This is a genomic window from Humibacillus sp. DSM 29435 (genome assembly GCF_001758225.1).
Lineage (GTDB): Bacteria > Actinomycetota > Actinomycetes > Actinomycetales > Dermatophilaceae > DSM-29435.
This window is the reverse complement of the sequence record NZ_MAST01000023.1, coordinates 66347-81579: the sequence shown is the minus strand read 5'-3', so window position 1 is coordinate 81579 and position 15233 is coordinate 66347. Positions and strand designations below refer to the sequence as shown.

At 69.4% G+C, this 15233-nt stretch carries 14 protein-coding genes, 1 tRNA gene and 1 riboswitch; of the genes, 12 read left to right on the top strand and 3 right to left on the bottom strand.

Annotated features, from left to right (window positions below):
* Window positions 1–19 precede the first annotated feature (19 nt).
* Window positions 20–1912 (top strand): glycoside hydrolase family 13 protein, encoded by a 1893-nt coding sequence (locus BA895_RS14215; RefSeq protein ID WP_070192553.1) that lies wholly within the window; start codon window positions 20–22, stop codon window positions 1910–1912.
* Window positions 1913–1916: 4 nt separating this feature from the next.
* Window positions 1917–2936, top strand: a complete 1020-nt coding sequence (locus BA895_RS14210; protein ID WP_070192552.1) for a LacI family DNA-binding transcriptional regulator — start codon at window positions 1917–1919, stop codon at window positions 2934–2936.
* Between the two features lie 66 nt (window positions 2937–3002).
* Here the strand turns inward: BA895_RS14210 and otsB are convergent, their stop codons facing one another.
* Window positions 3003–3824 (bottom strand): trehalose-phosphatase, encoded by an 822-nt coding sequence (gene otsB, locus BA895_RS14205; protein ID WP_070192551.1) that lies wholly within the window; start codon window positions 3822–3824, stop codon window positions 3003–3005.
* Entirely contained in the window at window positions 3821–5272 is a 1452-nt protein-coding gene (locus tag BA895_RS14200; RefSeq protein WP_070192550.1) for a trehalose-6-phosphate synthase, read from the bottom strand. Before BA895_RS14200 ends, otsB begins: the two co-directional genes overlap by 4 nt.
* A 178-nt stretch (window positions 5273–5450) precedes the next feature.
* Between BA895_RS14200 and BA895_RS14195 the strand changes: the two genes are divergently transcribed.
* The 9 genes from BA895_RS14195 to BA895_RS14155 all read left to right on the top strand — a co-directional run bounded on the left by BA895_RS14195 (window position 5451) and on the right by BA895_RS14155 (window position 13206).
* A complete protein-coding gene (locus tag BA895_RS14195) occupies window positions 5451–5882 on the top strand; it encodes a CBS domain-containing protein (protein ID WP_070192549.1) in 432 nt (143 codons plus the stop codon).
* 151 nt (window positions 5883–6033) lie between these two features.
* Window positions 6034–6945 carry a hypothetical protein gene (locus BA895_RS14190; RefSeq protein WP_139142666.1) on the top strand — a complete coding sequence of 304 codons (912 nt, stop codon included), beginning with the start codon at window positions 6034–6036 and terminating at the stop codon, window positions 6943–6945.
* A 127-nt stretch (window positions 6946–7072) separates the two neighbouring features.
* Window positions 7073–8833 carry a serine/threonine-protein kinase gene (locus BA895_RS14185; RefSeq protein ID WP_070192547.1) on the top strand — a complete coding sequence of 587 codons (1761 nt, stop codon included), beginning with the start codon at window positions 7073–7075 and terminating at the stop codon, window positions 8831–8833.
* Between the two features lie 267 nt (window positions 8834–9100).
* Window positions 9101–9287, top strand: a riboswitch (cyclic di-AMP (ydaO/yuaA leader).
* Window positions 9288–9294: 7 nt separating this feature from the next.
* Window positions 9295–10062 (top strand): transglycosylase family protein, encoded by a 768-nt coding sequence (locus BA895_RS24810; protein WP_070192546.1) that lies wholly within the window; start codon window positions 9295–9297, stop codon window positions 10060–10062.
* 156 nt (window positions 10063–10218) lie between these two features.
* Window positions 10219–10291, top strand: a tRNA-Thr gene (locus tag BA895_RS14175).
* Window positions 10292–10473: 182 nt separating this feature from the next.
* Entirely contained in the window at window positions 10474–11706 is a 1233-nt protein-coding gene (locus BA895_RS14170) for an acetyl-CoA hydrolase/transferase family protein (protein WP_070192545.1), read from the top strand.
* A gap of 122 nt (window positions 11707–11828) precedes the next feature.
* Entirely contained in the window at window positions 11829–12176 is a 348-nt protein-coding gene (locus BA895_RS14165; protein WP_070192544.1) for a helix-turn-helix transcriptional regulator, read from the top strand.
* Window positions 12173–12613 (top strand): SRPBCC domain-containing protein, encoded by a 441-nt coding sequence (locus BA895_RS14160; protein ID WP_070192543.1) that lies wholly within the window; start codon window positions 12173–12175, stop codon window positions 12611–12613. The genes BA895_RS14165 and BA895_RS14160 overlap by 4 nt, the downstream gene beginning before the upstream one ends.
* The gene (locus BA895_RS14155) at window positions 12610–13206 is read left to right on the top strand and encodes a maleylpyruvate isomerase family mycothiol-dependent enzyme (RefSeq protein ID WP_070192542.1); all 597 of its coding nucleotides are present in this window, start codon (window positions 12610–12612) and stop codon (window positions 13204–13206) included. Before BA895_RS14160 ends, BA895_RS14155 begins: the two co-directional genes overlap by 4 nt.
* Here BA895_RS14155 and BA895_RS24205 read toward each other — a convergent pair.
* Window positions 13131–13541 (bottom strand): PhzF family phenazine biosynthesis protein, encoded by a 411-nt coding sequence (locus BA895_RS24205; protein WP_070192541.1) that lies wholly within the window; start codon window positions 13539–13541, stop codon window positions 13131–13133. The genes BA895_RS14155 and BA895_RS24205 overlap by 76 nt on opposite strands.
* 156 nt (window positions 13542–13697) lie before the next feature.
* Between BA895_RS24205 and BA895_RS14145 the strand changes: the two genes are divergently transcribed.
* Window positions 13698–15206, top strand: coding sequence for an amidohydrolase family protein (locus BA895_RS14145; RefSeq protein ID WP_083283386.1), 1509 nt, complete (start codon window positions 13698–13700; stop codon window positions 15204–15206).
* Window positions 15207–15233 lie beyond the last annotated feature (27 nt).

Sequence of the window (15233 nt, the reverse complement as noted above, 5' to 3'; positions counted from 1 at the left end):
TGGGCACCGGTGAGCGCCGGTGACCGCCGCGCCGACCCCGCGTGACACGTGGCTCACGCAACCGCACCATGACGGGTCGGAGCGCTACGTCTCCAACCAGCGACCCCGGCTCGGTGACGTTGTCGAGCTGCTCCTGCGCGTGCCGCTCGAGAATGACGTGGATGCCGTTCACGTGCGTACCAGCCCCGACGGTGAGCAGGAGTTCGTCGCCGCGAAGCTCGTGCTCACCACCGACGTCGACGCCTGGTGGGGGGCCTCGCTCACCTGTCACAACCCGGTCACCACCTACCGCTTCCTGCTCTCGGGGGGCCCTCGGCAGTACGCCTGGCTGAACGGCACCGGGGTGCACGGTCGAGACGTGCCTGATGCGAGCGACTTTCGCCTGCTCGCCCACGACGCGCCCCCGCCCGCGTGGGCCGAGGGCGCCGTCGTCTACCAGGTCTTCCCCGACCGGTTCGCGCGTTCGGCAGGGGCCGACCAGCGCGAGCCACCCGACTGGGCGCTGCCGGCCGACTGGGCCGACGAGGTCGACACCCGGCCGGGCCGCATCGCGAAGCAGCTCTACGGAGGCGACCTCGACGGCGTCACCGAGCATCTCGACCACCTCGAGCGGCTCGGCGTCGACGTGGTCTACCTCACCCCCTTCTTTCCGGCCCGGTCGAACCACCGCTACGACGCGGCATCCTTCGAGGCGGTCGACCCCGTGCTCGGTGGTGCTGACGCGCTGCGACGGCTGACCCGTGCCGCCCACCAGCGGGGCATGAAGGTGCTGGGTGACTTCACGACGAACCACACCGGAGATGCGCACGAGTGGTTCCTGAGCGCCAGCGGCCCGGGAGGTGAGAGCGCCCCCGAGCGGGACTACTACATCTGGGAGGACGGCGACTACGTCGGCTGGCTGGGGGTGAGCTCGCTGCCGAAGCTCAACCACCGCAGCGAGCAGCTGCGCACGAAGCTCTTCGAGCACCCGACCGGCGTGGTGCGCCACTGGGTGGCCGACTCGTCTGACTCGGGTGGGCTCGACGGCTGGCGCGTCGATGTGGCCAACATGACCGGCCGCTGGCGCGGTACCGACCTCAACCATGAGGTCGCCCGCCAGATGCGCGACTCGATGGCGAGATGGGCGCCCGAGGCGCTGCTCGTCGGCGAGCACGTGCACGACTACACGGTCGACCTACCGGGCGACGGCTGGCACGGGGTGATGAACTACGCCGGCTTCTGCAAGCCGGTCTGGACCTGGCTGCGCGATGCCGAGAGCGACCCCAGCTTTCTCGGCGCCCCGGTGCCGTTGCCGCTGCTCGATGCCGCAGACGTTGTCGAGACGATGCGCGACTTCACCTCGCGCATCGCGTGGCAGTCGTTGGTGCACTCCTTCAACCTCGTCGGCTCGCACGATGTGACCCGCGTGCGCACCCTCGTCGGCGGCGACGGCCGGGGCGTCGACGTTGCCGCCGGGTTGTTGTTCACGCTGCCGTCGATGCCGATGCTGACCTACGGTGACGAGATCGGGATGGAGGGACGGTTCGGCGAAGACGGCCGCCGGCCCATGCCTTGGAACGAATCCGACTGGGACAGCAGAATTCTCGAGGTCTACCGCGGATTGATCGCGGCGCGCCGGTCGTCCTCGGCCTTGCGCACGGGCGGACTGCGCTGGGTGCACGCCGACGGCGACTCGATCGTGTTCCTGCGTGAGACGGTCACCGAGAACGCGCTCGTGCACGTGTCGCGGGCAGCGCACGAGCCGTTGTCGATCGACGTTCGTCATCTCGCGGGCATCGAGGGCGGCCGACCGGCATACGGACTCCCGCTCGAGGTGGCCGATGGTGTTGTCAGACTGACGGCGACAGGCCCGGGGGTAAGAGCATGGACATGGATTCCGCGCGACGATGGCGCCAGCCATCCCAAGCGGTGATCTCATGAAGGTGGCGAAGGCGCGTCTGCGCGACATCGGGGCCCACGCCGGCGTCTCCGAGGCCACCGTGTCGCGGGTGCTCAACAGCAAGCCAGGGGTGGCCGAGGCGACGCGTCTGTCGGTGCTCACGGCCCTCGACGTGCTCGGCTACGACCGCCCGAGCCGGTTGCGGCCCAAGAGTGCCGGCCTCGTGGGCCTCATCACACCTGAGCTCACCAACCCGATCTTCCCGGCCTTCGCGCAGATGATCGAGGGCTCCCTGGCCCAGAACGGCTACACGCCGGTGCTCTGCACCCAGGTGGCCGGGGGGGTGCACGAGGACGAGTACGTGCAGATGCTGCTCGACCGAGGCGTGTCGGGCATCATCTTCATCTCGGGAATGCACGCCAACACCAACACCGACGCCAAGCGCTACGTCGACCTTCGCGAGCGGGGGCTCCCGCTGGTGCTCGTGAACGGCTACATCGAGGGCGTCGACGCACCCTTCATCTCCAACGACGACGTCGCCTCGATGGGGCTCGCCCTCGAGCACCTGGTGAGTCTTGGCCACCGCGAGATCGGGCTGGCGGTCGGGCCAGACCGCTACGTGCCGGTCATCCGCAAGATCACCGGCTTCCGGCACTCGATGCAGCAGCTGACCGGCCGGGTCGACGTCGACGACCTCATCGAGCGGTCGATGTTCTCGGTCGAGGGCGGTGCGTCGGCGGCCGGTCGCCTGCTCGACCGGGGGGCGACCGCTGTGGTGTGCGGTTCCGACCTGATGGCTCTCGGCGCCATCCGGGAGGCCCGCAAGCGCGGCCTCAACGTGCCGCGTGACTTCTCGGTGGTCGGCTACGACGACTCGACCCTGATCGCGTTCACCGACCCGCCGCTCACGACCGTTCGACAGAGCGTCGAGGCGATGAGTCTGGCCGCCGTGCGGGCGCTGCTCGACGAGATCGCCGGGCAGCCCTCGCCCCGAGCGGAGTACGTGTTTCGCCCCGAGCTGGTCGTGCGCGGCTCCACGGGCGCGCGTCGCCACTGACAGTGCCGGATGCCGCTGTCGGATGCCGCCGGGCGTGGCCGGCCCAGCGGCATCCAGCGTCGTGGCTCAGCTCGTGACGCGGAGGGTGGTGCAGAGATGCTCGAGGCGCTGCAGGCACCGGGCCACGGCGGCCTCGTCGTCGAGGCGGTACCGGGCGGCGGTCGAGCCGGTGCCGACCTTCACCGTGATGTCCTCGGGTCGGGTCATCCGCATGAAGGCGTCTTCGTCGGTCACGTCGTCGCCGAAGTAGATGCGGGCCGTGGCGCCGACGGCGCGACCGTAGGCGGTCACGGCCGACCCCTTGTCGGCGTGCGACACCGAGAGCTCGAGCACCGACTTGCCCTTGAGCACCTTGACGCCCGGGTGCTCGAGCGCCAGTCGACGAGCGTCGGCGACGGCAGCGTCACCCAGCTCGCGCTCGAGACCGCGCACGTGCACCACGACCGCCGCGGCCTTGTTCTCGATGGCCGCCGCCGGGTGGTGGGTCTCGATGAGAGCAGTGATGTCGCGGCGTAGCTGATGCAGCCGCGCCTCGTCGTCAGGGGTGACGGCGGCCCCTTCCATCGCGGAACGCACCTGCTCACTGGACGACTCGGCACCATGGCTGCCGATGAGCACGATCGGCTCGTCGACCGCCACCTCGCTCAGCTGTCGCAGGGTGGCGAGATCACGCCCGGAGATGACCGCCACGTGGATGCCGGGCAGGTGCACGAGGGAGCGCAGCGACTCCATGGTTCCCGGGCTGGCCCGGACCTGCATCGGGTCGGTGTGGAAGGGGGCGAGCACGCCGTCGAAGTCGGTGGCGACGAGCAGCGTCGTCGCGCGGGAGGCGTGCTCGAGGGCCTGCTCGAGGTCGAGCCGGGTGGTCGGGCGGGGCGGGCGGGTCACTGGCGAGCCTCCTGGGGCAAGGCCTGTTCGGGCAGAGCCTGTTCGGGCGCCGCGGCGAGCGCCGCCAGGTAGCGGGCCGCCCAGCGCTGCACGTCGTGTTCAGAGACCCGGCGGCGCAGCGCCCGCATGATGCGTTGCTTGTCTTTGGTCGGGGTGTTGATGGCCCGCAGGATGGCCTGCTTGAGGCCTTCGATGTCGTGCGGGTTGCACGCGAACGCCTGGTGCAGCTCGTGCCAGGCGCCGGTGAACTCGCTGAGCACCAGCGCCCCACCGAGGTCATGGCGGCAGGTCACGTACTCCTTGGCCACCAGGTTCATGCCGTCGCGCAGGGGCGTCACGAGCATGACGTCGGCGGCCAGGAAGAGGGCGGCCATCTCTTCGCGCGGGTAGGAGTGGTGCAGGTAGTGCACGGCCGGCGAGCCGATCTGGCTCAGCTCTCCGTTGATGCGCCCCACGGTCTGCTCGATCTCGCTGCGCAGGTTGCGATAGGCAGCGACGCGCTCACGGCTCGGCGTGGCCACCTGCACGAGCGTGACCTCGGGCGGGCCGATCCGGCGTTCGACGAGCAGCTCCTCGTAGGCCTTGAGCCGGTGCCGGATGCCCTTGGTGTAGTCGAGCCGGTCGACACCCAGCATGAGCACCCGCGGATCGCCGAGGCTGGCCCGGATCGCACGGGCCCGCTCGATCACCTCCGGCTGCTTCGACAAAGCCTCGAGCCCCTTGAAGTCGACCGAGATCGGGATGGCGGAGGCGCGCACCTGACGGTCGGTGCCGTCGACCTGCACGAGGTCACCGCGGGTCTGGGCCTGGAGCAGCTGGCGGCAGGCCCTGACGAAGTTGCGCGCGTCGGCCTGACGCTGGAAGCCGAGGAAGTCGGCTCCGAGAAGACCCTCGAGCAGCTGGCCCCGCCAGGGCAGCTGGGCGAAGAGCTCGACCGGAGGGAAGGGGATGTGGTTGAACCAGCCGATGCGTACGTCGGGTCGCAACCGGCGCAGCAGGGCCGGCACGAGCTGCAACTGGTAGTCGTGCACCCAGACCGTCGCCTTCTCGGCCGCCACCTCGGCGATGGCCTCGGCGAACCGTGCGTTCACCGACTGGTAGCTCGTCCACCACTCGCGATGGAAGGTCGCCGGCACGATGACGTCGTGGTAGATCGGCCAGAGCGTGTCGTTGGAGAAACCCTCGTAGTAGTCACGCACGTCGGCCGCCGACAGCCCGAGGGGGTGCAGGTGGATCCCGCCCTCGTCGAAGGGCTCGGGGGGCTCGCCGGGTTCGCCGGCCCAACCGACCCAGGCTCCGGCTCTGCCCTGCATCACCGACTCCATGGCGGTGACCAGACCGCCCGGACTGCGCCGCCACTCGACCTGACCGTCGGGGGCGGTGACCTGGTCGACGGGCAGGCGGTTCGCCGCGATGACGAGGTCGTAGGTCTGCCGTGCGGGGGGCACGTGATCAGCTCCTGGTGCGAGGCGAGGCGAGGCGAGGCGAGGCGGTGGATCGGTGGATCGGTGGATCCGGCAAATCCGTGGACCGTTCGTCTCACTGTAACGACCGCGCTCTGGCGCCACGGCGGGTCTCGCTCTAGGTTGGAGCCAGCTCACACGCCAAGCAGTCCAGGAGGTCGCCGTGAAGATTTCTGACGTCGTGCGTTCCAAGGGTGGCGGGGTCGTGACCGTCAAGCCCGATGAGACGGTGACCGGTCTGCTGGCCCTGCTCGACGAGCATCGCATCGGAGCTGTGGTGGTCAGCGTCGACGGGTCGTCGGTCGACGGGATCGTCAGCGAGCGTGACATCGTGCGACACCTGCACCTCAAGGGCACCGACATCCTCTCGGCGCCGGTCTCGAGCATCATGACGAGCGAGGTGACCACGGGCTCGGCCGCCGACGAGATCGCCGACCTGGCCGCCACCATGACCGAGCTTCGGGTGCGTCACGTGCCGATCGTCGACGCCGACGGCAAGCTCGCGGCGATCGTGAGCATCGGTGACATCGTCAAGTTCCGGCTGAACGAGCTGCAGTCCGAGCGCGACCAGCTGCGCGACTACATCTCCAGCTGACCCCACGCAGTCTCCCGGCGAAGTCGCGTCGGCTTGACGTGGCTGCGCCGCCTGCAGACGGCGCGGCAAGGCCACGACGACGTGTCTGCACCTTCTCGGCGCCTGTGGACAACGGCATCCGCGCCCTTGGGCGGGCCAGAGCATGGACTTCGTGCCCGCTGCCGACCTCACACCCGTCGCGTTCGCCCGACATGGGGTCTTCTCGTCGGCGTGGGCCGCCGCTGCCGGCCTCGACTCCGACGCCGTCGGTCGACTGGTGCGTTCCGGCCGGGCCCATCCGCTCGTTCGCGGCTGGTACGCGGTGGGTCCACCCGGTGACGAGCGCGACCGGCACCGGCTGGCGGCGACGGCGGCCTACCTGAGGCTCGGTGGCCGCGCCCGCGTGAGCCACCACTCCAGCCTCGTGTTCCACGGGCTGCCGCTCTACCGCGCCGACCTGGCCACCGTGCATCTGACCCGTACCGGCCCGGGATCGTCACGCAACCGACCGGGGGTCAAGGTGCACCCGTCTCTGCCGATGGACGGGGCAGCCGATCGCGTTCCGATCGCGGTGGGCATCGTGCAGTCGGGCCTGGAGGCAGACCCGCTCACAGCTCTCGTGGCCGCCGATGCCGCACTCCATCGACGGAGCGTCACCTCCCCAGAGATCGAGGATGCCGTCAACCTGCTTTCCGGGCGGCACGGCATCGGTCCGGTCCGAGCGGTGCTGGCCGGAGCGGACACCCGCATCGAGTCGCCGGGAGAGAGCGTGCTCGGCCACCGCCTGCGGGCTCTGGGCTGGGCCGTGACCCCACAGTTCATGGTGGTCACCGACCTCGGCACGCGGTACGCCGATTTCAGGATCGATGGCACGAGAGTGCTCGTGGAGTTCGACGGCAAGGTCAAGTACGGCGGGGAGCGGGGCGCGGACGTCCTCTTCGCCGAGAAGCGCCGGGAGGACGCCCTGCGTCGCCGGGGTTGGCTGGTCGAGCGGTTCGTGTGGGCCGAGATCGAACGGGTGCCCCTGATCGAGAGACGGATCGAGGCAGCCGTCGCGACGGCGGCGCGACTGGGTTGGGCCTGAGCCCGTCGCCCCCGATGCGTCGTCCAAGCCTGTGTGCGTCGCCTTCGGACGTCGTGCCGACGTCAAGGCAGCGCAGACGGCAGGCCGGTTGAGCTGAGCCGGGGCTCGGGTCGCTTACCGTAGGGGCATGGCAGCGCACGACCGGACCGAATGGGTGCCCAACCCATCGTCAGGGGCGCCTCGGAACGACCCGGAAGGCCGGCCGGAGTCGGGCGGCGCTCCCCCTGAGCGGCTCGGCCCCTACCGCCTCCTCGAGGAGATCGGGGAGGGCGGCATGGGTGTGGTGCACCTGGCGCTCGACACTCGCGGGCGGGCCGTGGCCATCAAGGTGCTGCGCGCCCACGTGGCCCACGACTCCGACGCCCGGACCCGCCTCGGCCGGGAGGTCGAGACGCTGTCTCGCATCTGCGACGACCGGGTGGCCAGCGTCATCGACGCCGACGTCATGGGGCCGCGGCCCTACATCGTCACCCGCTACGTGCACGGCCAGGCCCTTGACGAGGCCGTCGACGAGCACGGCGCCTTCGGGCCCGAAGCGCTGCTGCGGCTGGCGCGCGGCACGGCGGAGGCGATCCGCGCCATCCACGCCTGTGGGGTGGTGCACCGAGACGTCAAACCCGGCAACGTGCTGCTCGAAGACGGCGAGCCCGTGCTCATCGACTTCGGGATCGCCCACCTGCAGGACGACGTGCGGCACACGGTCGGTGGGCTGGTCATGGGCACCCCGGGCTACCTCTCTCCTGAGCTCGTGGAGGGCGCGGCGATCACCGACGCCACCGACTGGTGGGGTTGGGCGGCAACGATCACCTACGCCGCGTCAGGGCGGCCGCCGTTCGGTCGGGGACGGATGGATGCCGTGCTCAGCCGGGTTCGCGCCGGCGAGGTGGACCTTGAGGGGGTCGACCCGCGGCTGGCTCCGCTGCTGCGGGCATCGCTCTCACCCCGCCCGTCACAGCGCCCCCACGCCGATGAGGTCATCGACGCCCTGGAGCGGTTCGCGGCGGGGGAGGCCGCGACCGTGCCCACGCCCAGCGGTGGCCCATGGGACGGGGGAGGCGACGAAGAACCGGTGCCGCCCCCGGTCGGCTCGACCCAGGTGCTGCTCGAGCGTGACACCAACGTGCTGCCCCGCACCCCTGCGGGCGCCGCCGAGGCCAAGCCCGAGCGCTGGGCACCGCCTGGGCCGACGGCAGCGCCGCCCCCTTCGGTCGTTGGCGAACCGCGGTGGTTCGGCGACGACGCGTGGGAGGCCGGCGGCGGCGAGGACGATGCCGACCTGGTCGAGCGCGAGGGCGACCCTCGTATCGGGATGGCCATGCGAACCGGCCTCCTGGCTGCGGTGGCGGCCGGGTGGCTCGCCGCCTTCTCGGCCTGGCCCGCAATCGCGGCCATCGTGCTGGGGGTGTGGTCGGCGATCGCTCGCGCCACCGACCGCTCGGTCACGGGGCTGGTGCTGCGCCGCTACGACCATGGCCGGCGTCGTAGCGATCTTCCGTGGGCCATCGGTCTCAGCCCGTGGCACCTGCTCCTGGGCGTGGTCGCGACCGTGGTGAGCCTGCTCCTGCCCCTCGCGGTGACGCTCGCGGGCATCTTCGCATCGGCGCTGCTGCTGGCCGGCGCCCGGGGCGCACAGCTCGATCCCGGTGACCCCATCACCTTGGTGATCGGTGGAGCGATCGGGTTGACGATGCTCTGGTGGGGTCCGGGTGGGGCGTCCCTGCGACGTGGGTCTCGTTCCATGGCAAGGCGACTCGTTCCGGAAGGGCTGGCCACGAAGGTGACCACCGCGGTTGCGGTCGTCTTCGCGGTCGCTGTCGCCGCGGTCTCGTTGAGTCACGGGGCACCGCTGCTGTGGGCGCCTTTCACGGGTAACCCGCTCGGCCCCTGACGCACTGAAGGTCCGCTCCGGGCGCTGCCACATTGGTAAAGCACAGGTCTCAGACAGGTCACGAACCGGTCTCGGTCGGGCTTGTGTCATTCCCTGTTCTTCCCGTACCGTGAACTCTTGGCGGCCCCGACAGAGGCCGCTCGGGTCACGATCCGAGCGGTTGTAGAGGTCGCCGAACCGCGTGCGCGAGCGTTTCGCCGCGGCCACAACTTCACATGGACACCCATCAAAAACCGGTCCCTGACGCGCCGAACCTCGCCAGCCAGGGACGTCTTCTCGCCGAACCGGCCACAGTCGGGCGGCGGGATCGGGCGAGGACGGGGGACCCAGTTGAGCCGGCCAAGGAGCGATCTTCGTTCCCGCTGCCGGACGGGGGTGAAGTCGCGAGAGCGACAGGGCACCTGACCGCCCTAACCCGACAGCTAACCTCGCAGGCGCGCGTCAGGAAGGAAACAACCCCTATGAACTACCTCTCCAAGCACGCGTCCGCGAAGAAGACCTCGGTCAAGCAGCGCATCGCCGGAGTCGGCATCGCCGGCGTCGCCACCATCGCCGGTGGTCTCACGATGGCAGCCCCCGCCAGCGCGGCGAGCGTCTGGGACGGCGTCGCGGCCTGCGAGTCCGGCGGCAACTGGTCGATCAACACCGGCAACGGCTTCTACGGTGGACTGCAGTTCACCAAGAGCACGTGGCTGGCCTACGGCGGTGGGCAGTACGCCTCGCGCGCCGACCTCGCCAGCAAGTCGGCTCAGATCGCCGTCGCCCAGCGCACCCTGAAGGGTCAGGGCCCCGGCGCCTGGCCGGTGTGCTCGCGCAAGGCGGGCCTCACGTCGTCGAACGGTGGCGCCTCCTCGGCGTCTTCGTCCACCTCGCGCTCCACCAACCGGAGCGCGGTCAGCACGAAGAAGAGCTACACGGCGCCGAACACGAAGAAGAGCTACACTGCGCCGAAGAAGGTCACCACCAAGAGGGCCTACACGGCCCCCAAGAAGGTCACCACCAAGAAGTCGTACAGCGCTCCCCAGACGGCCCGTAAGTCGACCGCGTCGAAGAGCTACTCCTCGACCGCTCACGGTGCCAAGATCACCATCCGCAGCGGCAACACCCTCTCGAAGCTCGCCGCGAGCTACAACGTGAAGGGTGGGTGGCAGGCCATCTACGCCGCCAACCGCTCAGTCATCAACAACCCCAACCTCATCTTCGTCGGCCAGGTCATCCAGCTGCCCTGAGCACGTCTGAGGTAACCCGCATCGCGGGACATGACCGGGCCGGATCGGCGAGCAACAAGCTCCTCGATCCGGCCCGGTCGCATTTTCAGGATGCCGCTGGGCTCCGTTACGCTGGCGCCGACCCAGCAGGACGGCATCCGATCACCTGTTGAGCCTGCTGGCGTGGCGCAATTGGTAGCGCACCTGTCTTGTAAACAGGCGGTTAGGGGTTCGAGTCCCCTCGCCAGCTCTGGATCGCCATCTGTGACGTTCCACAGGCACTTCGGCTGGCACGTGAGCACCCGCTGGATGTTTCTCGCCCGCTGTGCCTGGCGGGACCTTCGCCTCTGACGGCTTGTCTGGGACTGCCCGAGAGTGGAGGCTGACAGAGCCGGCTGTGGTGCCGCACCTCGCAAGGCAGGGAAGGCGCGCATGCGTATCGTCTCCGAACGTCAGCTGGCCCTGGAGTTCGAGCGGCTGGGGAAACCGGAACCGCGAGTCGTCGTCAGCGGGAACTTCGCGACACCGCAACGCCTGGTCTCGCTGTTCGACACCGCCACCGAGCGCTACCGCTTGTTCATGCTCAACGCCCAGCTGTCGCTTCCAGACCGGGAGGGTGTGATCTATGAGACCCCGTTCGTCGGCCGCGGCATGCGCGGGGGAGGAAGCCGACTCGACTACCTCCCCATGCGCTTGTCCCTCGTTCCGCGGCTCTTCGCGCGTTCCCGCCCACCCGACGTGGTCTTGCTGCACACCTCGACCGTCAGCTCGGGCAAGGTCTCTCTCGGTATCGAGGTCAACATCCTTGTCGCCGCCATTGAACAGACCCGCGCCAGAGGTGGTCTGGTCGTCGCCCAGCTGAACCCTCGCATGCCGTACTGCTTCGGAGACAGCGAGATCGACACCGACCTGATCGACGTGGCGATCGAGGTCGACGAGCCGCTGCCGTCCCCGCTTCCGAGCAGCGCCAGCCCTGTCGCCGCTGCCATCGGTGCTCAGGTCGCCAGGCTCGTCGACGACGGGTGCACCCTGCAGCTGGGCATCGGGACGATTCCCGATGCGACCCTCGGCGCCCTCACCGGGCGGAAGGGCTTGGCCGTGTGGTCGGAGATGATCAGCGACGGAATCCTCGCCCTCGAGCGGCAAGGGGCGATGGACCGCGCCCGCCCGATCGTGGCCACGTTTCTGTTCGGTTCACCCGAGCTGTACGGGTGGGTGGATCACAATCCCCGGATCCGCATGATGCGCACCGAGACCACCAACGACCCGGGAATGATCGCCCGTCAGCCGTCGATGACCTCGATCAACAGCGCCCTCCAGGTCGACCTGTTCGCGCAGGCCAACGCCAACCACGTCTCCGGGCAGATCTACTCGGGGTTCGGGGGGCAGAGCGACTTCACGGTAGGGGCGTTGCACTCCAGGAACGGGCAGGCGGTGATCGCGTTGCCGTCCTGGCACGCCAAGAGCGACTCGTCCACCATCGTCGCGGCGCTCACGGGGCCGGTGACCTCGTTTCAGCACTCGGCGCTGGTCACTGAGCACGGGTGTGCCCACGTCTTCGGCCGGAGCCAACGCGCCCAGGCACGGCTCATCATCGACAGGATCGCCCACCCCGATGCCCGGCAGCAGCTTCACGAGGCCGCGACCAGCCTGGGCCTCGGCTGACCGTTCGTCGCGGACCGGGCAAGGGCATCCGCCGACGGGGCGTCATTTTCGCAGAGAACCGACCAACCGGCCCAGGCGCTTATCCAGTTGACGCTTGATCAAGTGAGTGCTTTAGTAACAGCATGCAAGACACTATCGACGACCGTCGGCTGGATGCTCTCTTCACGGCCCTGAGCGACCCGACCAGGCGAGACATCGTGGCCCGACTGAGCGCGGGGGAGGCGACGGTCAAAGAGCTGGCGGAGCCTTATGCGATGAGCATGCAGGGCGTTTCGCAGCACATTCGGGTGCTCGAACGGTCGGGCCTCATCAGCCAGGGGCGGCTGAGGCAGACCCGGCCCTGTCGCCTCGAACCCGCGGCGCTGGAGGCCGCGCTCACCTGGATCGAGCAGAGCCGGCGCACGTGGTCGCAGCGCATGGACCGGTTGGAGACGCACCTGTCCGACACACAGACGGGGGAGGACCAGTGAACGACAACGAGCTGGTCTACCGTCGGGTTCTGCGCGCTCCGCGCGAGCGGGTGTGGCGGTGTCTGACCGAGCCCGCCGAGCTGGCGCAGTTCTGGGGCCCGGCCGGTATGGACACCCCCATCGAGGGCATCGTCGTCGAGCTGCACCCTGGTGGCCGGTTCGAGACCTTGATGGTCGGCGAGCACGGCAGCTACCGGATGGTCGCCACCTTCACGGAGGTGGTCGCGCCCGAACGGCTCGCCTGGCTCGAGCCGGCGACCGGGATGCACACCACCAGCACCCTCACCGACCTCGGCGACGACGGCACCGCCGTGGTCATCCGGCAGCGGAACGTGCCCGAGACGATGCTCGTGCCCGAGGCGCGCGCAGGCTTCCTCACCTCCCTGGACCGGCTCGAGCAACACCTTGCTCACCTCGAAGAGGTAGACCGAACGTGACTGACCTTCAGTCGTGGGTGGCGCCCACCTACAACGGCCTCGCCGACCTGCTCACCACCACGGCCGTCGGCCCATGGGACGCCCTGTCGCTGTGCGAGAACTGGCTGGTGCGCCACGTGGTCGCGCATGTGACGATGCCGACGCGGTTGACCCCAGCGCAGTTCGGGGCCGAGATGGCGGCGGCCGGTGGCGACTTCACGCTCTTTTCCGACACCGTCGCTGCGCGTGACGCCCGGCTGCCCGAGGCCGATCTGCTCGATCACCTCCGTTCCCCGACCCTGCACACGTGGCAACCGCCCGGCGGTGGCGCCAGTGGTGCGCTGAGCCATGCAGTCATCCACTCCCTGGACGTGACGGTCGCACTGGGTCGGCCTGTAGTCGCGCCGGCCGACGCGGTGAAGGTCGTGCTCGAGCAGCTCACTGCCGCAGGCGGCGCCGTATTCGGGATCGACCTGACCGGCATCCGGCTCGAGGCCGCCGACACCGACTGGAGCTGGGGTACCGGCCGGCCGGTTCGTCACGACAGCGGCTCTCTGGTGGCGCTCCTGAGCGGCCGGATGCTGCCCACCGGTGAGACCCTGCCCCGCCACTGACCCAGCGCGACGAGCCGGCACAGGTCTCTGGAGGAGTCGACGCAGATCCGCACGGCGTGCCCGCTGACGAGAGCGGCCCGCTCGAGCAGCTCGACCTCGATGTGGCTGGGTCGGCCCATCTCGACCCACTGCTCCACCACGAACGTGTCTCCGGTAGAGGCGCGCCCGCGAGAACGCAGGTAACCGGCGAAGGCGGCGGCGGCCGCGCCGGTCGCAGGGTCCTCCACGACCCCGCCCCACGGGAAGGGGTCGCGAGCCCGCCAGAGGTCCGGGCCGGGGGCGCGGACCTTGCGGACGTCGTCACTGCAGCTGGCGCCGACCTTACGCCCAGACACGTCGAGTGGGCCAAAGTTGTATACACATTCCTCCATTGCCGTGGCCAGGGAAAGTCAAATATGCGGGATGCAGTCTCAGGCTCTTGACAACCATCGGACAGGTCCGCTTGAGTGCATACAACCTGCAGTCCGTCGCTCGTGAAGCTCGGAGACCTCATGGCTGAGTCCCTGTCCCGTCGTTCGTTGATTGCTGGTGTCGGCGCCGCCGGCCTCACGGCCGGAGTGGCCGCGCCCGCCGCTGCTGCAGCCTCGGCGTCAGCAACCCACGCCCCTCACGGGCGAGAAGTGATCATCGAAGCCGGGTGGGCACTCGTCGAGGAGCCAGGTGGGCCCGCTCTCAAACGTGACGTGTCCATCCACGTGGTGCGGGATCGGATCGTCGAGGTTCGCGAAGGGCGGATCCGCGGCGGCGCCCGACGGGTGCAGCTGAAGGACCAGCTCGTGCTGCCGGGCTTCATCAGTGGCCACACCCACGTCGCGGGCGGATCCTGCACCCGAGGCACGTTCGAAGGAACGCGCAGCTACGTGCGCCCGCTCGAGCTGGCCGAACAGCTCAACGACAAGGACATGGACGCCTTGACGGCGTACAACCTCGCAGAGCTGATCCGCTCGGGCTGCACCACCCAGGTCGAGCAGTCACTCAGCCTGCGACAGGCGCGGTCGTACGTTCGGGTGGCCGGCCCGTGGGGTGTTCGCGGCTATCCGGCCGGCATGGTGCCGGGGGTGCCTCGACTCTTCTCTTTCTGGCCCGTCGTGAACGAGCCCGTGTTCGAGGCCTCCATTCCCGAGACCCTGGCCGAGATCGAGGCGAACCGACAGTTCGGGATGCGCTGGAACCACTCCTTCGATGACCGCATCCGGCCCATGATGGCGCCACACGCCACCGACACGCACACGCCCGAAACCCTGGCCGCGGTACTCGCTGCTGCGAAGCAGTTGGGGAACGGCATCCACCTGCACCTGGCGCAGGGCGCCGGCGAGGCTGCGACCGTTCAGCGGCGGTGGGGCAGCCGACCGGTGGCGTGGGCCGACTCGCTCGGCCTCTTCGACGTGCCCGTCTTCGGTGCCCACATGTCCGGTGCCGATCTGGCCCTCGATCCGCCACTGTTGGCCCAGCGCGACTACACCTACGCGACCTGCCCCTCAGCGGGAGGGGCCAGCGGCTCGCTCCAGCCCTACCCCGAGATGCTCGCGGCAGGAGTGCGGGTCAACATCGGCATCGACACCCACTCCAACGACTACGTCGAGAACATCAAGCTCGCGGTGCTCAAGGGTCAGGCACGACACGGCGCCATCGGCGCAGCGGGCTCCGTTCCGAGCCGGTCACCGCAGCCCCTCGATGCCGTCCTCGGCGCCACCCGGGTCGCGGCCGACGGCTTGCACCGACCGGATCTCGGTCGCATCCGGGCCGACGCCAAGGCCGACCTGGTCTCCATCGACGTCAGCGGCTTCCTCGTCGGATCCGGGGCCCTGCCGCCCCAGCCCTTGGTCAACCTTCTCTACGCGAACGGCACCTTTGTTCGCAACGTGATGACTGACGGAAGATGGCAGTTGTTCGACTCTGCCCTTCTGGTGGCAGACCAGAACAAGGTGGCACGGCGGGGCGGCGCTGTCGTTCAACGGATCTGGGACCAGCTGAGGGCAGAAGGCTGGTTCGCCCAGTAACCGAACCCGCGAGATGCCCAGATGGGC

What these genes read in the sequence shown, in the direction of transcription:
- BA895_RS14170 (WP_070192545.1), top strand. Translation starts at nt 10,474, where the DNA reads ATGCGTATCGTCTCCGAACGTCAGCTGGCCCTGGAGTTCGAGCGGCTG.
- BA895_RS24810 (WP_070192546.1), top strand. Translation starts at nt 9,295, where the DNA reads ATGAACTACCTCTCCAAGCACGCGTCCGCGAAGAAGACCTCGGTCAAG.
- BA895_RS14165 (WP_070192544.1), top strand. Translation starts at nt 11,829, where the DNA reads ATGCAAGACACTATCGACGACCGTCGGCTGGATGCTCTCTTCACGGCC.
- BA895_RS14185 (WP_070192547.1), top strand. Translation starts at nt 7,073, where the DNA reads ATGGCAGCGCACGACCGGACCGAATGGGTGCCCAACCCATCGTCAGGG.
- BA895_RS14210 (WP_070192552.1), top strand. Translation starts at nt 1,917, where the DNA reads ATGAAGGTGGCGAAGGCGCGTCTGCGCGACATCGGGGCCCACGCCGGC.
- BA895_RS14145 (WP_083283386.1), top strand. Translation starts at nt 13,698, where the DNA reads ATGGCTGAGTCCCTGTCCCGTCGTTCGTTGATTGCTGGTGTCGGCGCC.